The organism is Nonomuraea sp. NPDC001831, from assembly GCF_042892035.1.
Taxonomy (GTDB): Bacteria; Actinomycetota; Actinomycetes; order Streptosporangiales; family Streptosporangiaceae; genus Nonomuraea.
Window position 1 is genome coordinate 196735 of record NZ_JBIATU010000004.1, and the last position, 18592, is coordinate 215326.

13 protein-coding genes are annotated in these 18592 nt (G+C 72.9%); 5 read left to right on the top strand and 8 right to left on the bottom strand.

Annotated elements, in window-relative coordinates; all coding sequences use genetic code 11:
• The 7 genes from ACFYYW_RS16135 to ACFYYW_RS16165 all read right to left on the bottom strand — a co-directional run bounded on the left by ACFYYW_RS16135 (nt 1) and on the right by ACFYYW_RS16165 (nt 9382).
• Nucleotides 1-1947: a CRTAC1 family protein gene (locus ACFYYW_RS16135; RefSeq protein WP_387649326.1), complete on the bottom strand. Its 1947-nt coding sequence runs from the start codon at nt 1945-1947 to the stop codon at nt 1-3.
• Nucleotides 1944-2921, bottom strand: coding sequence for a DUF1702 family protein (locus ACFYYW_RS16140; RefSeq protein ID WP_387649329.1), 978 nt, complete (start codon nt 2919-2921; stop codon nt 1944-1946). The genes ACFYYW_RS16135 and ACFYYW_RS16140 overlap by 4 nt, the downstream gene beginning before the upstream one ends.
• A gap of 143 nt (nt 2922-3064) precedes the next feature.
• Entirely contained in the window at nt 3065-4057 is a 993-nt protein-coding gene (locus ACFYYW_RS16145) for a DUF1702 family protein (protein WP_387649331.1), read from the bottom strand.
• A 35-nt stretch (nt 4058-4092) separates the two neighbouring features.
• On the bottom strand, nt 4093-4281 hold the full coding sequence (locus ACFYYW_RS16150) for an acyl-CoA carboxylase epsilon subunit (RefSeq protein ID WP_352325975.1): 189 nt from the start codon (nt 4279-4281) through the stop codon (nt 4093-4095).
• 145 nt (nt 4282-4426) lie between these two features.
• Entirely contained in the window at nt 4427-7198 is a 2772-nt protein-coding gene (locus tag ACFYYW_RS16155; RefSeq protein ID WP_387649335.1) for an AAA family ATPase, read from the bottom strand.
• A 57-nt stretch (nt 7199-7255) separates the two neighbouring features.
• A complete protein-coding gene (locus ACFYYW_RS16160; protein WP_387649338.1) occupies nt 7256-9037 on the bottom strand; it encodes a 2-isopropylmalate synthase in 1782 nt (593 codons plus the stop codon).
• A gap of 18 nt (nt 9038-9055) precedes the next feature.
• Nucleotides 9056-9382, bottom strand: coding sequence for a hydroxyisourate hydrolase (locus ACFYYW_RS16165; RefSeq protein WP_352325979.1), 327 nt, complete (start codon nt 9380-9382; stop codon nt 9056-9058).
• Between the two features lie 367 nt (nt 9383-9749).
• Here ACFYYW_RS16165 and ACFYYW_RS16170 point away from each other — a divergent pair, with 367 nt between their 5' ends.
• From ACFYYW_RS16170 to ACFYYW_RS16185, 4 genes are all read left to right on the top strand, one after another.
• On the top strand, nt 9750-9944 hold the full coding sequence (locus ACFYYW_RS16170; RefSeq protein ID WP_352325980.1) for a hypothetical protein: 195 nt from the start codon (nt 9750-9752) through the stop codon (nt 9942-9944).
• 216 nt (nt 9945-10160) lie between these two features.
• Nucleotides 10161-13226, top strand: coding sequence for a BTAD domain-containing putative transcriptional regulator (locus ACFYYW_RS16175; protein WP_387649341.1), 3066 nt, complete (start codon nt 10161-10163; stop codon nt 13224-13226).
• Between the two features lie 73 nt (nt 13227-13299).
• Nucleotides 13300-14358: a glucose-1-phosphate thymidylyltransferase gene (locus ACFYYW_RS16180; protein ID WP_352325982.1), complete on the top strand. Its 1059-nt coding sequence runs from the start codon at nt 13300-13302 to the stop codon at nt 14356-14358.
• A gap of 96 nt (nt 14359-14454) precedes the next feature.
• A complete protein-coding gene (locus tag ACFYYW_RS16185) occupies nt 14455-15930 on the top strand; it encodes an MFS transporter (RefSeq protein WP_387650028.1) in 1476 nt (491 codons plus the stop codon).
• A gap of 96 nt (nt 15931-16026) precedes the next feature.
• Here the strand turns inward: ACFYYW_RS16185 and ACFYYW_RS16190 are convergent, their stop codons facing one another.
• Nucleotides 16027-17235, bottom strand: coding sequence for an acyl-CoA dehydrogenase family protein (locus tag ACFYYW_RS16190; protein WP_387649344.1), 1209 nt, complete (start codon nt 17233-17235; stop codon nt 16027-16029).
• Nucleotides 17236-17409: 174 nt separating this feature from the next.
• On the opposite strand from ACFYYW_RS16190, the gene ACFYYW_RS16195 reads away from it, so the two are divergent.
• Nucleotides 17410-18585: an acyl-CoA dehydrogenase family protein gene (locus tag ACFYYW_RS16195; protein ID WP_387649347.1), complete on the top strand. Its 1176-nt coding sequence runs from the start codon at nt 17410-17412 to the stop codon at nt 18583-18585.
• Nucleotides 18586-18592: the final 7 nt, after the last annotated feature.

Genomic DNA, 18592 nt, shown 5'->3' on the forward strand with positions numbered 1-18592 from the left:
TCACTTCTCCTTCGCTTGCGAGCCGAGCTGGAGGGTGTGCCAGCCGGGGGTGAGCGTGAGCTCCTGCTGGTGCCGCTGCCCGGCGCGGTCGCGCCAGTTCAGCTTGACCCGCACGGGGCCGGTGACGTTCGCGCCGAGGCCGATGTGCACCGCGTGCGCGCGCTTGCCGGAGTGGCCGCTGCCGCCGTCCACGCGGCCCATGAAGGAGCGGCCGTCGGGCGTGGTGGCGGTCACCGTCGCGCCGATCACCGGCGATCCGGCGGCGGGCAGCGGGCCGGCCGCGGAGGGGGTGTCGTGCAGCAGGCGCAGCCCGAGGAACGAGCCCGCCGACCGGCTGGTGTTGAGGTAGAAGGCGGGGGCCTCCCACTGGCGGGCCACCGCGAAGTCGATCAGGCCGTCGCCGTTGACGTCCCCGGTCGCGATGCCGCGCGTCGGCACGGGCACGGCCAGGCCGAGCTGCTCCGACAGGTTGGCGTAGCGGCCGTCGGGGCCCTTGGCGAAGAAGGCCAGCGTCTGCGCGCCGGCGATGTCGCCGCCCTCGGTGACGTTCGGCCACGACTTGGGGTTGCTGGTCACGCCGTCGTTGGCGGCGGCCAGCTCCTGCAGCGGCGGCCACCGGTTGACGTCGCCCTTGACGAACCCGGTCGCCTGGACGATCTCGTTCTCGCCGTCGTTGTCGAAGTCCTCGATCTTCGGGTCCCAGCCCCAGCCGGACCAGGCGGTGCGCAGCTCGGCGCTGAGGTCCTTCCACGGCGCCTTGCCCTGCCGCAGCTTCTCGCGCAGCTCGGCCTGGGTCTTGACGGTGGACAGGAACGTGAAGTTGCTCTCCTGGATGCCGTACGGGGTGGTGATGTTGCTGACGAAGAAGTCCAGGACGCCGTCGTGGTTGAGGTCGCCGGCGTCCGAGCCCATGCCCTTGAAGGAGTCCTCGCCGAGCACCTTCGACTTCGGCACGCCGATCTCGTGCGTCCCGACGGTCGGGGAGAACGTGATCTTTCCGGGGGAGGAGGTGTTGTAGAGCAGGTGGTCGGGCCCGAAGTCGTTGTTCAGCAGCAGCTCGGGCAGGCCGTCGCCGTCCAGGTCGGCGCTGGTCGCGCCGAGCTCCCAGCCGGTGGAGACGTCCGGCGGCAGCACGCCGTCCAGGCGGGTGAAGCCGCCGTTGCCGGTGCCGCGGAAGAAGTAGTCCCGGCCGCCGTTGACGGCCTTGGACAGCGAGTGGTTCATCTGCACGCCGCCGTCCACGCGGCTGTCGAGGACCGGGCTGCCGTCGGGGAAGTAATTGCCGACGAAGATGTCCTGCCGGCCGTCACCGTCGAAGTCGGCGACGGTCGCGACGTTGCTGTTCCACACCTCGCCGGTGTACTTCGCGCCGCCCGCGTTGGGCACCAGCTCGGCCGCGTCGAAGGCGGCGGCGTCGAACCGGGCCGCGGTCGGCCGCTGCAGGTGCAGCGTGGGCGTGCGGCCCCACCAGTAGACCAGCAGGTCCGTCCGGCCGTCGTCGTTGTAGTCGGCGGGCACCGCGCCCATGGGCGCCATCGCGTCGGTGACCGGCAGCGAGCCGAGCGACAGCGCGAACGGCCGGTACCGCTCGCCGCCGCCCTCGACCGGCGCCGGGGTGACGACCACCTGGTCGGTACGCGGGTCGACGATCACCAGGTCGTCGTCCCTGCCGTTGCCGTCGAGGTCGTTCAGCGCGATCGCGGCCCCCACGGAGGAGATCCAGGCGTCGATGTGCTTGTAGGCCTGGTTCACCTTGCGGACGGTCTTGGCCGGGCCGCCGCCCGGCATCGCGATCGCCAGGGACTTGAAGCCGTACGCGCCGGCCATCTCGGCCTTGGTCGCGTCGGAGGCGAAGGTCGGGTGGCCGATCGCGAAGACGGCGATCATCAGCGCGAGTGCGGCGACTCCCGCCGCCTGCTTGCGCAACCACGCGGCTACCGAGCTCACGAGGGAACACCTCCATGGAAGACGAACGTCTCGGCGATACGCCGGCGCCACGCCTCGTAGGCGGGCGGCGAGTCCTGTGCTGTCGCGGTGGGGCGGGTCGCGCGGCTCACCTCGGCCGCCTGCTCCGCCGTGGTGCCGCAGAGAACGCCCACGGCCGACTCGGTGTGCGGGAAGAGCAGCCCGGCGCGGATCCTGGCCTCGGCGGCGAACACGCTGCCCTGGGCCAGCGGCCCCCGGTGCGCTCCGGCGCGCTCGCGCAGCCACCGCAGCTCGGCGTCGTCGGCGCCGCCCGCGTAGGTGGCGGCCAGGCCGATGCCGGCGTAGAGGTCGGCGTGGCGGGACTCGGGGAACCGTTCGAGCAGCGTGACCGCCCGCTCGGCGCTGGTGCCGGCGACGAACCACAGTGCGCGGCCGATGCCCTGGTCGAGGGCGTGGGCCGCGTAGTCCTCCTGGCCGGCCGGCCAGGAGAAGCGGGGTTCGCGCACCTGCTGGTGCACGTACTTGTCGGTGTGGAAGTAGGCCTGGTGGAAGCCGTACCCGTCGTGGACCAGCCACAGCAGCAGCGGGTCCAGCAGCCGGGGTTTGGGCCACAGGAAGCGGGGGAGCCGGGCCATGGCCCAGCCGATCCCCACGTAGATCATGTAGTTGTGGTGGTGCCCGCGTCCCCGGAGGCAGGCGTTGACCCGGCGCAGGTCGCCGAAGGTCATGCAGTCCAGGATGGCGAAGCCCATGCCCGCGCCCTCGTAGGCGAAGCCCCGGAAGCGGGCGGGCACCTCTTCGAGCCGGTCCTCGGCCTCGGCGACGGTGCGCGACTCCACGGCGTGGGCGTAACCGGCGAGAAAGTATTCGCCGACCGTCTCCAGTAATTCGGTGGACGCCGCGTTCTTCACCCAGAAGCCGCGCGTTTCTACTTTCGTCTCGCCGACGTCCGGCACCAGAATTCTGCGTCTCAGTGACCGCAATGCGCTTGCCAATTGAGCCTCCGCCGCTTATAGCCCGAACAATCCAATTTCATTGACACATGCCGCCCGGTGGCCGGACAACTTCGGGTTTGCTCAGCTCGGAGGCTCATTTTTGGGCGTGCGAAAGCGAATGCCGTGCTTATTCCGGGAAACGCTCAGCGGGCCGGGAGCTCGGCCTCGGCCGCGAAATGCGCGCGCACCCTGCCGCGCCACAGCTCGTAATCCGGGACGCGTTCCGACGTGCCCGCGGCGACTTCGCTGTCGTCGGCCAGCGCCACCGCGCCGGCCACGTCGAGCCCGGTCAGCACCGCGCCCGTGGCCGCCGAATGCTCCGGGACGAAGCCCGACCAGTGCCGGGCCTTGGTCGCGAACACCGAGCCCTGGGCCAGCTCGCCCCGGTGCTCCCCGGCCTCCTCGCGCAGCACCGCCGCCGCGCCCGCCGCGCAGCCGGCGAACGTGGCCGCCAGCCCGACCCCGCTCCACAGGTCCGCCTGCCGCCCCGGCGCGAACGCGCGCACCGCCGCGGCCACGTCGGCCGGCCTGCCGCCGTGGACGAACCACAACGCCCGGCCGACGCCCTGGTCCACGGCGCGCGGGAAGTAGGCCGCGTCGCCCTGCCAGGGGTAGGAGGCCGGCACCTGCTGCCCGTCGACGTACCGGCGGGTGTGGAAGTAGGCCAGGTCGAAGCCGTACCCGTCCACGGCCAGCCAGCTCATCACCGGGTGGTACGGGGTGCCGTCCAGGTCCGGCAGCACCTTCTTCCACAACACCCGCGGCAGCCGGGCCATGGCGAAGCCGATGCCGATGTAGGCCAGGAAGATGTGCGGCTGCCCCGGGCCCATGAGCAGGTCCCGGGTACGCCGCCCGCGCCCGCCGCCCATGGCGTCCAGCACGGTGAAGGCCATCGTCGCGCCCTCGTAGGCGAAGCCGCGCTGCTCGACGTCCACCAGGGACAGCCGGCGCTCGATCTCCCACTGGTCGCGGACGTCGATGCCCCACTCGAAGCCGCACACGACGGCCTGCGGGATGGCCTCCAGGCGGCCGGTGAGCGCCGAGGGGACGACGGGGAAGCCGCGTGCGCCGAAGGTCACGTCGGCCAGGGATGGCGCCAGCACGAGCCGGCGCAGCGAACCGAGCAGAGACGACATGGTGTGCTCCTCCTCCAGTACCGTGAAGACCCGGGTCAGCTCGCCCAGGCCGCCAGCCGCCAGTCGCCGCCACCGCCGGCCAGCGGGCTGCGCACCAGTACGGACGGGTCTGCCCACGCCGACGCCTCGCGCTCGGCCGCCTCGGCCAGGCGGCGGAAGACCGCCGCGACGACCGCTTCGAGTTCCTCGGGGGTCGCCTGCCCCCGCACCACGGTGAGTTCCATGCCTTCGACGCTCGCCCGCGGGCCCGCGCGGCCGCAACTTCCTGCATGCCCGGTGCCCCCCGGGAGTACAGGTGCGCACGGGTGAACCCGGTCCGGCGGCGGAAGTCTCGCCGGACCGGGCGGGCCCCGGGTCAGGACTGGGCGGTCAGGACTGGGCGGTGTCGTCGAACTCCACCACGAGCGGGAGGTCGGCCCGGCGGCGGATGTTCAGCTTGCGGTAGGTGCGGGTCAGGTGCTGCTCGACGGTGCTGATCGTGATGTAGAGCTTGGCCGCGATCTCGCGGTTGCTGTAACCGGCCGCCGCCAGCGCGGCGACCCGGCGCTCGCCGACGCTCAGCACGCCGATCAGGTCGCCCGGCAGGGGGGACGGCGCGCCGTCCCCGTCCGCCGCCCGGCTGAGCGCGCCGATCATCGGCTCGGCCCCGCACTCCAGGGCCGCCGCCTGCGCCCGTCCGGCGACCGTCCGGGCCCGCCGGAACTCGCCCAGCGCCTCGTACGCCTCCACCAGGTCGAACAGCGCCCTGGCCAGCTCGTACCGGTCGCCGGCGAGCTGGAGGTACTCCACCGCCTGGCGCAGCAGCGCCGGACGGCGGGCCGGCTCGGAGACGGCCGCCTTGAGCCGCATCCCGATGCCGCGTCCCCGGTAGGCGCCGGGGCCGCAGCCGTCCAGGTGGGCCTTGATCAGCTCCCTGGCCTCCTCGATCTGGCCCATCCGCAGGCACGCCTCGGCCGCGTCGGCCTGCCAGGGGATCAGCGCCGGGTTGTTCAGGCCCCAGGCCGTCACCAGCTCGCCGCAGCGCAGGAAGTCGTGCAGGGCGGCCACGAACGACTCGCCGGCCAGGTTGTGGCGGCCGCGGGCGTACAGGTAGTGCAGGCCGTAGCGGGTCTGGAACATGGCCTCGGCGACCGGCCGGTCCAGCGGGTCGCGCACGGCCTCGTGCCGGCCCATCGCGGTCAGCGCGATGACCAGGCTGGCCAGCGGGCCGCCGATGGCCACGCCCCAGCTGCTCATCGGGATCGTGTCCAGCGCGATGCGGGCGTGCCGCTCGGCGGCGGGCATGTCGCCCTGGCGGATCGCGATCTCGGCCCGGATGGCCGCCAGCCGGGCCCGGCGGCTCGGCGCCTGCCGGGCCGCCGCCTCGTCGCCGAACAGGTCGCACAGCGGCGCCGCGCGCTCGCAACGTCCGGCGTAGGTGAGGGCGAGCAGCGAGTTCTCCACGACGTCCAGGGACATCTCGTCCAGCCGCTCGCCCTCCAGAATGCGCTCGACGGCGTCGAGGTTGTGCTCGCGCGGGCCGTGGGTGAGCACCTCGGCCAGGGCGAGCGTGGACTCCAGCCGCCGGTTGACGGCGACCGACACCATGCCGGCCAGGATGTGCTCGCGCGGCGGGTTGGCCACGTAGGCGGCCAGCGGCGGGCAGGTCACCCGCAGCCAGAGCTGCGCCACGACCAGCTCGGCCAGCGTCGCGTGGTCGGACGCCGACGCCTCCTGGTTGAGCTGCTCCAGCACGTCGCGGGCGTCCTCGAAGCGGCCGTGCCACAGCAGCGCGCGGGCCAGCACGACGGCGTCGCTGCCGTGCAGGCTGCCCTTCTGCAGCGCCTCGGTGAGCTGGTCCAGGTGCCCGGCGGGGGTGGCCGGGTTGATCCGCCACTCGGCGCGGACGAGCATGGTCATCAGCTTGGAGCGCTGGAGCTCGTCGGTGCACTCGCGCCAGGCCAGCTTCAGGTAGGCCACCGCCGACTCCACCTCGCCCTTGCGCAGCGCGGCCAGCGCGGCCTCCTCCAGCGTCGGCACCACCCACGGCGCCTCGACCCTGGCGGCCTGGAGCAGGCGGTCGGCGACCACGCCGGGCCGCACGCCGCGCGTGTAGGCCAGCTCGGCGGCGCGGCGGTACAGCTCCTTGCGCTCCGGCAGGTCCATGCCGGCCAGCACCGCCGAGCGCACCGCCTCGTGCCGGTAGCCGCCGCCGCGCAGCAGGCCGGTCGCGCCGATCGTGAGCAGCTCCCTGCTGACGTCGACCGCGGGCAGTTCGAGCATCTCGGCCAGCCCGTCGGCCTCGCCGAGCACGGCCAGGCCCTGCGCCACCCGGACGGTACGCGGGTGGCTGCGCCGCAGGCACGTCTCGACCGCCCGGACGAACCGGTCGCCGACGACCAGCTCGCGCGGCGGCTCCTCCACGGCCCGCAGGTGCTGGCGGTAGTCGGCGGCCAGCTCGCCGGCCAGCAGCGGGTTGCCGCCGCTGATCGTGTGCCACTCCTCGGCGAACCGCTCGGTCGCGCTGAGCCCCACCTGGCCCGCCACCAGCGCGGCCACGCCCCTGCGGGAGAGCGGGGCGAGCTGCAGGCGCAGGCAGTGCGGCAGCCGCAGCAGGTCGGTCTCCAGCGGGCCGTCCGTGCCCTGCCGGTCGTTGAGCGCGAACACCGCCACGATCCGGGCGTTGCGCACCCGCCGCGCCAGGTAGGCCAGGCACAGCAGGGAGGTGCGGTCGGCGTGGTGCACGTCGTCCACGACGACCACCAGCGGGCAACGTTCGGACAGGTCGAGCAGCACCGTGACGAGGGCGTGCACGACCTGTGGGTCGAGCAGCCGCTCGGCGTCGGCGTGCGCCGCGGTCGCCGTCCGCACGCCCTCCGCCAGCAGTTTCTCCGAGCGCTCGCGCTCCTCCTCGACCAAGGGGGCGTCCTGGATGAGCTGGCGGAGCAGGCCCAGCTGCAGGTCCTGCTCCATGCGCGATCCTGTCGCCGTCACCGCGAGCGCGCCCAGCTCTATGGCCTGCTCGGACAACGCGCGCAGCAGCGCGCTCTTGCCCGTCCCGGCGGGCCCGCTGACCAGCGCGACCCGTCCACGGCCGAGGATGGCGTTGGCGACGAGCGACTCCAGGCAGGACATCTCCTCCTGCCGTTCGATGAGAGTCATGGCCGTCTCCCCACATGTCGTGTTGCGCTCACGCTAGGCCGGGGTGGTATTCGATCTCTATCGTCCCGCCATCAGCCGCCGGTTCCTGGCCGCGCGCCGGCGTCCGGGCTCGGGAAGGGGCAGCTCAGGGGCAGTGGTGGGTCCAGTGGCGGGCGCGGTGGTGGGTGCGGTGGCCGGCGGGTGGGCGCGGCGGGCGCGGCGGGCGCGGGCCACGGCCGTGCGCACGGCGGCCAGGGCCGCGGCGGCCGCGTCGGGCGCGGCGCCGGCGCCCCACGCCGTGCCGCCGTCCAGGACGCACCGGGCGTAGACGGTCACCTCGCCGCCGGCCGCGCCGTCGAGGTGGTGCACGGCCCGGACCCGGACGCCGGCGGCCTCCAGCGCCGTGCGCAGCGCCGCCGCCGTGTCCGATCGGGCCTGCCCGTACGCGCCGCCGTCGACGTGCAGCGTGGCCACCGTCCCGGCGAGGTCGCCGGGCAGGTCGCCGGGCGGGTCGGCGGGGTCGCCGGGGGTCAGGTACTCCTGCTCGAACAGCCGCCTGATCCGCTCCGGCTCGACCTCGCCGCGCCCGGCCTCGGCCATCGCCTGGACGGCCCGGCCCAGCTCGATCTGCAGCCCGCGCGGCAGCGTGATGCCGTACCGGGCGTTCAGCAGGTACGCCGGGCCCGCCTTGCCCGACTGGCTGGTCACCCGGACCACCGCCTCGTACGTGCGCCCCACGTCCCGCGGGTCCACCGGCAGGTACGGCACCTCCCACGGCAGCCCCGCCGGATCGTTCCCGGTACGGGCCGCCTCCCGGTCCATGGCGTCGAACGCCTTCTTGATCGCGTCCTGGTGCCCGCCGGAGAAGGCGGTGAACACCAGGTCGCCCCCGTACGGGTGGCGCGGCGGCACCGCGAGCCCGGTGCACTCCTCGACGACGCGCCGCACCCGGTCGAGATCGGAGAAGTCGATGCCGGGGTCGACGCCCTGGGTGGCCAGGTTCAGGCCCAGCGTGACCAGGCAGACGTTGCCCGCCCGCTCCCCGTTGCCGAACAGGCAGCCCTCGACGCGCTGGACGCCGGCCAGCATCGCCAGCTCGGCCGCCGCGACCCCGGTGCCGCGGTCGTTGTGCGTGTGCACCGACAGGCAGACGTGCTCGCGGTGCGGCAGGTTGCGGTGCAGCCACTCCATCTGGTCGGCGAACACGTTGGGCGTCGAGCGCTCGACGGTCGTGGGGAAGTTCAGGATGATCGGCCGGTCGGGGCCCGGCTGCCAGACGTCCATGACGGCCGCGCAGACCTCCAGCGCGAAGTCGGGCTCGGTGTCGTGGAAATGCTCAGGCGAGTACTGAAACCGAACATCACCCTCTTCGAGTAATTTATCGGCATATTTCATGACCAGTCGGGTTCCCTGGACCGCCAGGTCCTTGCACTCGTCCCGGTTCATCCCGAACACCAGCCGCCGGGCCAGCGGCGAGGTCGCGTTGTAGAGGTGGATCGTCGCCCTGGGCGCCCCGCTCACGCTCTCCACCGTGCGCTCGATCAGCTCGTCGCGCGCCTGGGTCAGCACGGTCACGCACACGTCGTCCGGGATGAGGTCGCGCTCGACCAGGAGCCGGACGAAGTCGTAGTCGTCCTGGCTCGCCGCCGGGAAGCCGACCTCGATCTCCTTGTAGCCCATGCCCACCAGCAGGTCGAACAGCACCAGCTTGCGGCCGGGGTCCATGGGCCTGGGCAGCGCCTGGTTGCCGTCCCGCAGGTCGGTGGACAACCAGCGCGGCGGCGCGGTGAGCTCGGCGTCCGGCCAGGCGCGGTCGCCGAGCGGCATCCTGGGGAAGGGTCGATAGCGGCTGATCTTCATGTCCGGCCTCACTGTCCCTCAGCTGAGCGATCCGAAATAGACGGTCGAGAAATGCGGCGAGATCAGCACGACGATGTGGTTCACGGCGGTCTCGTCCACCATGCGGAAGGTGACGACGATCTCCGGATACGCCGGCCGCAGCCCGAGCCCGACGAAGTACGGGTCGGTGGCGAACACGATGCGGTACAGGCCGCGGTCGAGCGGGCGGTCGGCCCACTCGCTGACCGATCCGTCCTGATCCGTACGGGTCTCGGCTTCGAGCACCCAATGCCCGTCGGCGTCATGGTCCAGGCGTACGTGCAGGTCAGCCGCACCCCGGCCGTAGACCGCGTCCTGGGCTTGCACCGCTATTCCCATCGAACCTCTCCGAGTGGTCCGCGCGGGCCGTCCGCGCACATGGCCACCCGGACGACGACAGGTCGCGCCGCCCGGGCTCGCGCCCCAGGCTCGCGCCGCCGCCTATCCGCCGGACCTCCGGCCGCTATCGCCGTGCTATCGCCGTCCGATCGCCGCCGATCGCGAAAAGAGGCGGCCGCCTTATTTCGCGCTATCCCCGCTATCGCCGGCGGGTGCGGGGACGGGTGTGCACAGCGTCCAACGTGCACTGATGTCCGGTGAAAAGAAGATGGATAAAGCGCGAATTGCGGGTCGTGTGAGCGTCATTTCCGAAGCCGCGGACGAGAACCGCGGTAATCACCGGAGGTAGATCGAAATGACCGCGACCACCGCCATCACCGCCCGCGTCCGTCTCACCCTCGCCCTGCTGCTCGCCGCGCTGGCCGGCTTCGCCGCCGTCGCCGCCGCACCGGCCCCCGCGCACGCCGTTCCGTCCGCCGGCCAGCACGACACCGTCAACGGGACGATGGACTGGCCGTGGGGCCTGATCGAGGGGGCCTTTCAGCGCTGACGGTGACAGGCAACACGGATCACCCTGAAACGCTCCAAAACTGGCCACATACCCAAGGGCGTTGTACCATCCACCCAACCATGGCAGAAACTTTTTGAGGGGTAAGCACCAGTTACGCCACTCATCATGGCAATCACGCCCGGATTCCGGTCGCGTCGGGAAAGATCTTTGACCGAGGGCGATGATTTGTTTGAGGGGATGCGGGTGGAGTTTCGCGTGTTGGGTGCGCTCGAGGTAACTGCGAGCGAGAGACAGCTCGATCTTGGCGGGGCGCGGCAGCAGATCGTCCTCGCCGTCCTGATCCTGAACGCCAATCACTCGGTCACTCTGGACCGCCTCGTCGAGGCGATCTACGACGAGGACCCCCCGGCCACGTCGCGCGCGCAGGTGCAGATCTGCATCTCCGCGCTCAGGCGCCTGTTCAGCGCCCACGGCCACCCCGAGATGATCGTCACCACCCGGCAGGGCTACATGTTGCGCGCCCCCGCCGACGCGATCGACGCACGCCGTTTCGAGAGCCTGGTGAGCCGGGCCCGCAAGGCTCGCGACGGACGTCTCTTCCCCGAGGCCATCCAGCACTACCGCGAGGCGCTGGCGTTGTGGCGCGGCCCGGCTTTCGACGGCATCGACAGCAGGGCCGTGCAGGCGCTGGCCAGCGGGGTCGCCGAGCAGCGCGTCACCGCCAACGAGGACTGCGTGCAGCTCGAACTGGACCTCGGCCGCCACCACGAGCTCGTCGGCGAGCTGGCCGCGCTGGTCCAGGAACACCCGCTCAGGGAGGGACTGGCCGCCCAGCTCATGGTCGCCCTCTACCGCTCCGGACGGCAGGCCGAGGCGCTCCAGGTCTACCGCGACGCCCGGCGGGTGATCGTCGAGGAGCTGGGCATCGAGCCCAACGAACGGCTCCAGCAGCTCGAATCGGCCATCCTCACCTCCGACGAGAGCCTGGAGGCGCAGCCGCCCCCCGCGGCGGCCCAGGCCGAGCCGCCCGCCCGTCCGCCCGCGGTGCCCGGCATGCTCCCCTCCGACATCGCCGACTTCATCGGGCGGCAGGCCCAGCTCGACGTCATCAGGCAGCGGGTGACCGTCCCGCTGGCCGGGGACGGCCGCTTCGCCGTGCCCGTCATCGCCGTCGCCGGGCGGGCCGGGATCGGCAAGACCACGATCGCCGTGCACGCCGCGCACAGCGTCGCCACGCACTTCCCCGACGGGCAGCTCTTCGCCGACCTGCACGGCGGCGTCTCGCGCCCGGTCCACCCGATGCAGGTGCTCGACCGGTTCCTGCGGGCCTGCGGCGTGCAGGGGACGGCGCTGCCCGACACCCTCGGCGAGCGGGCCGAGCTGTACCGCATGCTGCTGGCCGACCGCAGGATGCTGATCGTGCTCGACGACGCCGCCGCCGAGAGCCAGGTGCTGCCGCTGTTACCCGGCAGCCCGACCTCGGCCGTCATCACCACCAGCCGGACCCGGCTCGGCGGGCTGGCCGGCGCCACCCACGTGGACGTCGACCTCTTCGACGCCGCCCAGTCCGTCGAGCTGCTGTCCCGCATCGCCGGCGCCGAGCGCGTACGGGCCGAGCCGGAGTCGGCCGCCGCCCTGGCCGAGCTGTGCTGCTTCCTGCCGCTCGCGCTGCGCATCGCCGGCGCCCGCCTGGCCTCGCGCCCCCACTGGGCGGTGGAGCAGCTCGTGGACCGGCTCGGCGACGAGGCCCGCCGGCTCGACGAGCTCAAGCACGGCGACATGGGCATCAGGGCCAGCCTGTCGCTCACCTACGACGCGCTCACCGAGCACGCCCGCCGCCTGTTCCGCCGGCTGGCCATCCTGCACTCGCACATCTTCTCCGCCTGGACCGGCGCCGCCCTGCTCGACCGGCCGCTGGCCGACGCCCAGGACCTCTTCGACGACCTGGTCGACGCCCAGCTCATCGAGGTCGCCGGCGTCGGCAGGAACGTCAACGTCCAGTACCGCTTCCACGACCTCATCCGCGTCTACGCCCACGAACGCCTGGCCGCCGAGGAGCCGCCCGCCGAGCGCAGCGCGGCGCTGGCCCGCGTGCTCGACGCGCTGCACCGCCTCACCGAGACGGCCAGGACACGTGAGTACGGCCCGCCCGCCGGCCCCCACCTGCGGCCCGGCCCCGACTCGCCGCTGCCGGCCGAGCTGGTCGAGCGGCTGGTCGCCGACCCGATCGGCTGGTTCGAACGCGAGCGCCACGTGCTGCTGGCCGGCATCCGCCAGGCCGCCCAGGCCGGGTTCGTGGAGCTGTGCTGGCGCACCGCGATGAACGCCGAGCCCTTCTTCGAGCTGCACGTCTACCTCGACGACTGGCGCGAGATCCAGGAGATCGCCCTGGAGGCCGCCCGCCGGGCGGGCGACGAGCGCGGCCAGGCCGAGATGTTGTGCGTGCGCGGCACGCTGGCCCAGACCGAGCAGCACTTCGGCGAGGCCAGACGCGACTTCGAGGCCGCCCTGACGCTGTTCGAGAAGACCGGCAACGTCGTGCAGATCGCCCGGTCCCGGCGGAACCTGGCGTTCCTGGAGCGCATGAACGGCCAGCTCGACGCCGCCGCGACGCACCTGGAACAGGCGCTGGCCATCTTCACCGACATCGGCGACCAGATCTCGGCCGCGCACACGCTGGACAACCTGGCCGCCATCCGGTCGGAGTGCGGCGACATCGACGACGCCAAGATCATGCTGGCCGAGGCGCTGGTCCGCGGCAAGAGCGGCGGCAGCCGGCGCATCATCTCCCAGATCCTGCACCGGATGGGCCGGGTGCACCTGCAGGCCGAGGAGTTCGCGCTGGCGGCCGGCGCGTTCGAGGAGGCGCTCACGCTGGTGGAGGAGATCGGCGACACCGTCGGCGAGTCCTTCGCCCTGCACGGCCTCGGCATCGCCCACCTGCGCAGGGGACGCCTGCGCGAGGCCGGCGACCTGCTGCGCCGGGCGCTGGCCGTGGCCGAGACCGCCCGCCACCGCCTGGCCGAGGCGCACGCCCTGGCCGGGCTGGGCGAGCTGGCCGTCACCGCGAACGAGCCCGGCGACGCGATCGGCCGCCTGCGCAAGGCGGTCACGCTGTTCCGCCAGATGCGCGCGCCGCTGTTCGAGGCGCAGACGCTCACGATGCTGAGCGAGGTGCTGGTCGCCCTCGGCGACGCCAGCGCGGCCGAACGGGCGTTGTCGCGGGTGCACGAACTGGCCGACACGGTCGACGAACGGGCCGGTCAGCGGCTGCGCGACAACCTGTCCTCGGCCGCCGGGCTGGTGGAGGGCATCGGCTGACAAGCCCTTCTTCGCCGTCATCGCGCACTGTCAGAGATGCCCGCGGGGGCCCGCCGTTGGGATTCTGGCGAGCATGAAGGCTCTGGTGCTGTCCGGCGGGTCCGGCACCCGCATGCGTCCCTTGAGCCACTCCATGCCGAAGCAGCTCATCCCGATCGCCAACAAACCGGTCCTGGAGCACGTGCTGGAGAGCCTGCGCGCGCTCGGCGTGACCGAGATCGGCCTCGTGGTCGGCGACAGGGAGGCGCAGATCGCCGAGGTCGTCGGCGACGGCTCGCGGTTCGGGACGCGCGTCACCTACATCCGCCAGCTCCGCCCGCTGGGGCTGGCCCACTGCGTCAAGCTGGCGCGACCCTTCCTCGGCGGCGACGACTTCGTCATGTACCTCGGCGACTGCGTCCTGGCCGACGGCATCGGCCCGATCGCCGAGGAGTTCCACGCGTTGCGCCCGGCCGCCCAGATCGTGGTGCACCGGGTGGCCGACCCCCGGCCGTTCGGCGTCGTCGAGACCGACGAGACCGGCGCGGTGCTGCGGGTGGTGGAGAAGCCGGAGCAGCCGCGCAGCGACCTGGTCATGACCGGCGTCTACTTCTTCACCCCGGCCGTCCACGAGGCGGTGGACCGCATCGTCCCCGGACGCCGGGGCGAGCTGGAGATCACCGACGCCGTCCAGTGGCTGCTGACCTCCGGCCAGGAGGTGCGGGCGAGCCTCTACCGCGGCTACTGGAGCGACGCCGGCCGCGTGGATGACGTCCTGGAGTGCAACCGGCGGCTGCTGGCCCGGCTCGCCCGCGACATCGCCGGCCACGTGGACGCCGCGAGCCTGGTGCGCGGCGACGTCGTGCTCGGCCCCGGCGCGCGGGTGGTCGCCTCCGTCGTCGAGGGACCGGCGATCATCGGCCCGGACACCCTGATCGTGGACAGCCACATCGGGCCCGGCACCTCCATCGGACGCGACTGCGTGGTGCGCTCCACCCGCCTGTCCGACTCCATCGTGCTCGACGGCGCCTCCATCGTGGCCGCCAGCGGCCTGCGCGGCTCGCTCATCGGGCGCTACACCACCGTCGCTCCCGGCCGCAGCGACCACCGTCTCGTGGTCGGCGACCACACGCGGATCGAGCTGACCACATGAACCCAGGGAACAAGGAGTGAGGACGTGACCGACGACGGCGCCCCGCGCGCGGGGCGGAAAGAGTGGCTCGGGCTGGTGGCGCTGTTCCTGCCCACGATGCTCGTGGCCCTGGACATCAGCGTGTTGTTCCTGGCCTTGCCGCACCTCAGCGCCGACCTGGGCGCGGACGCCACCCAGCAACTGTGGATCACCGACATCTACGGCTTCATGACCGCCGGGTTCCTGGTCACCATGGGCTCGCTCGGCGACCGGATCGGCCGCCGGCGGCTGCTGCTGGCCGGGGGCGCGGCCTTCGGCCTGCTCTCGCTCCTGGCCGCCTTCTCCACCAGCCCCGAGATGCTGATCGTGGCCCGCGCGCTGCTCGGCGTCGCCGGGGCCACGCTGCTGCCCTCGACGCTGTCCCTGATCGGCGTCATGTTCCGCGACCCCCGGCAGTTCGGCCTGGCCATGGCCGCCTGGGGCACGGCGTTCATGCTGGGCATCGCGCTCGGCCCGGTGGTCGGCGGCGCGCTGCTGGAGCGCTTCTGGTGGGGGTCGGTCTTCCTGATGGGCGTGCCGGTCATGCTCCTGCTGCTGGCCGCGGCCCCGCTGCTGCCGGAGTTCCGCGATCCCGCCGGCGGCCGGATCGACCTGGTCAGCGTCGTGCTGTCGCTGGCGGCGATCCTGCCGGTGATCTACGGGCTCAAGGCGGTCGCCCGCGACGGCTGGGGCGCCGGTCCGGCCGTCGCGGTCGCCGCCGGGCTGCTGGTGGGGGCGGTGTTCGTGCACCGGCAGCGCGCGCTGGCCCACCCGCTGCTGGACGTGCGGCTGTTCCGCCACCGCGCGTTCACCGCCGCGGTGCTGATCGGGCTGCTGTGCGGAGCGCTGCAGACCGGGACCGGGATGGAGGTCGCGCTGTTCCTGCAGACGGTCGAGGGCATGTCGCCGCTGGAGGCGGGGCTGTGGCTGCTGGGCCCGGCGGTCGCGCTCATCGTCTCGATCAACCTCACCCCGCGGCTGGCCGGCCGGGTGCGGCCGGCGTACCTGCTGGGCGGCGGCATGGTGATCGCGGTCGTCGGGCAGCTGCTGCTCACCCAGGTCGTCGTGGGCGCGGTGACCGCGCTGATCGTCTTCCTGGGCGTGTGCTACTTCGGCGTCGGGCCGGTCGGCGGCATGATCAACCAGGTGGCGATGAGCACCAGCCCGCCGGAGCAGGCCGGTTCGGCCGCCTCGCTGGTGGCCACCGGCGGCGAGTTCGGCGTCGCGCTCGGCGTCGCGACCCTGGGCAGCCTCGGCACCGCGGTCTACCGGGGCACGTTCACCCCGCCCGCCGGCACCCCGGCGCTCGCCCAGGACGGCATCACCGGCGCGGTCACCGTGGCCGCTCAGCTGCCCGCCGACCAGGGCGCGGCGCTGCTCGGCGCGGCCCGCGAGGCGTTCACCGCCGGGCTGCACGCGGTCGCGTGGGCGAGCGCCGCCCTGTGCGCCGTGCTGGCCGTGCTCGCGCTGGTCCGGCTGCGCGGCGTGGCGCCCTTCGCCGGCGTGCACGACGGCCACCACCAGCCGGACCACGAGCCCGCCCTGGTGGACTGAGCCCACGGGACCGAGCGCACGACACCGAGCGCACGACACTGGAGCGCACGAGAAGGCGGGCCCGGTTCACCGGGCCCGCCTTCGCTGTCTGGAGGTTCAGTCCAGGCCGAACCGGGCGCGGGACAGCTCCCGGTTGGCCAGGGCCGCCAGGTAGATCGCGAACCCGGCGTGGCTGTGCGTGGTGGACATGTCCCGCCAGATCCGCTCCATGCGCTGGCCGTCCCTGACCGCGCTGGATCCGGCCGTCGGGAACAGGCAGCCCTCCACGGCCCGCCAGGCCAGCCGGGCCACCTCGCGGCTGACGGTGGCCAGGCGCACGTCCCGCTCCCTGGTGAACGCCGCAGGCCCCGCCGCGCACGTCCGGCTCCACTGCTGGACGGCGTTCGTCATGGCCGCCTCGGCGGCGGCGAGCATGCCGGCGGCCTCGCCGTACCAGAACTGGTAGTCCGGGTCCTCGGCGCGGGTGGTGAACGGCGGGAAGATGGTCGTCCTGGTCCGCATCAGCTCCTCGTAGGCGTCCAGGGCGCCCTGGGCCATGCCCAGCACGACGGCCGCGCTGCCGAGCAGCATGACGCTGAGCGGGCCGCCGCCGTACTCGGGGTTGCCGTGCAGGTCCCGGCCCGGGGTGCCGCCGGTGACGACGGCCTGGCTCAGGTGGGTCGGCAGCGTCAGGTGGCCGGGGACGCGGCCGCCCTCCATGGCGATGCTGTGCGAGCCGCTGCCCTTCAGGCCGAGCTGGCCGCCCCAGTCGTCCAGCCGCCGCCACTGGTCGCGCGGCGCGACGAACAACATCGGCTGCCCGTCCACGACGACGTGGCCCATGAAGTGGGTGGCGTACGGGGCCCCCGAGCAGTAGCTCCAGGTGCCGTCGAGGAGCCACCCGCCCTCGCCGTCCGGACGGGCGGAGCCGCCGGGCGCGACCGTGGCCGGGCAGACGAAGTCCCCGCAGGCGAACAGCTCGCTCTGGGCCCGCTCGCCGAACAGCGTGGCCACCGCCAGGGTGTGCGCCGCGCCGAAGGAGTACATCCAGCCGGTGGACGGGCAGCCCCGTGCGAGCGTCATCGACACCCGCATGAAGGTCTCCACGCCGAACTCGTAGCCGCCGAAGCGGCGGGGGACCAGGATGCGGTAGAAGCCCGCCCTGGCGAACGCCTCGTGGGTGTCGGGTGCGTAGTAGGTGCGCCGCTCCGTCTCGGCCTGGCGCTCGACCAGGGCGGGCACCATGGCCTCGGCCCTGGCGACGATCTCGTCGGGGGTGAGCCCGGGCTCGGGCGGAGCCATGGGGGCGTGGGTGACGGCTGTCATGCTGCGCGAACCCTTCGTCTCGGGTTTTCCCTCAAGGCTCGCCCGGCGCCGGTGACCTTCGCATCTCCGTGCGTGCCCGGCAATCCCGCACGCCGGAAGATGCGCCCGTCAACCGGCGAATGGGACGTTCAGGGAGCAGTGTCTCGACTGACGTCCCGGGAGGACATGGTGTTGATGACAGGTGCTCCGGCGCGGGAAGACCTCGTCCGCCGCGCGACGGAGGCAGGCCCTGTCCTGCGCAGGAACGCGGCCTGGGCGGAGGAGAACCGCAGGCTGCACGAGGAGACGATCGAGGCGCTGGCCGAGGCCGGCGTCTTCAGGCTGCGGACGCCGCGCCGCTACGGCGGTTTCGAGGCGGACACGCGCACCCTGGTCGAGGTCGCCGCCGAGCTGGGCCGCGCCGACGGCGCCGCGGCGTGGACGGCCTCGGTCTACTGGATCCCGACCTGGATGGCGGCCCACTTCCCCGAGGCCGTCCAGGACGAGGTGTTCGCCACCCCCGACGTGCGCATCTGCGGCACGCTCAGCCCCACGGCGATGGCCGTGCGCGCCGAGGGCGGCATCGTGGTCAACGGCAAGTGGGGCTTCGTCAGCGGCGCCCACCACAGCCACTGGCAGGAGATCGTGGCCGTCGTCGTCGGCCCGGACAGCGAGCCCGAGCCCGTCATGGCGCTGGTGCCGATGAGCGACCTGACCGTCATCGACGACTGGCACACCTCCGGCCTGCGCGGCACCGGCAGCGTCAGCACCGTGGCCCAGGACCTGTTCGTCCCGGCCGCGCGGGTCATGCCGCTGGGCGCGATCCTCCAGGGACAGCACGCCGACGCCGCCAACGCCGGCTCCCCGATCTACCGCTCGCCGCTGCTGCCGGTGGCCGCCGCCTCCTCGGTCGGGACCGTGCTCGGCCTGGCCAAGGCCGCCCGCGAGGTCTTCTTCGAGCGGCTGCCCGACCGCAAGATCACCTACACCGGGTACGCCAGCCAGAGCGCCGCCCCGCTGACCCACCTCCAGGTCGCCGAGGCCACCTTCAAGATCGACCAGGCCGAGTTCCACGCCCACCGCCTGTCCGCCACCGTGGACGCCAAGGACGCCGACTCCGCCCAGTGGACGATCGAGGAGCGCGTACGCGCCCGCGCCGACATGGGCGCCGTCTGCCGCCTGGCCAAGGAGGCCGTCGACATCCTGGCCACCGCCAGCGGCGGCTCCTCCATCTACAGCGACGTGCCCATCCAGCGCATCGCCCGCGACGTGCACGCCGTCAACCAGCACGCCCTCATGCACCCCAACACCAACGCCGAGCTGTACGGGCGGATTCTGTGCGGCCTCGAACCCGACACCCTCTACATCTGAAGGAGAT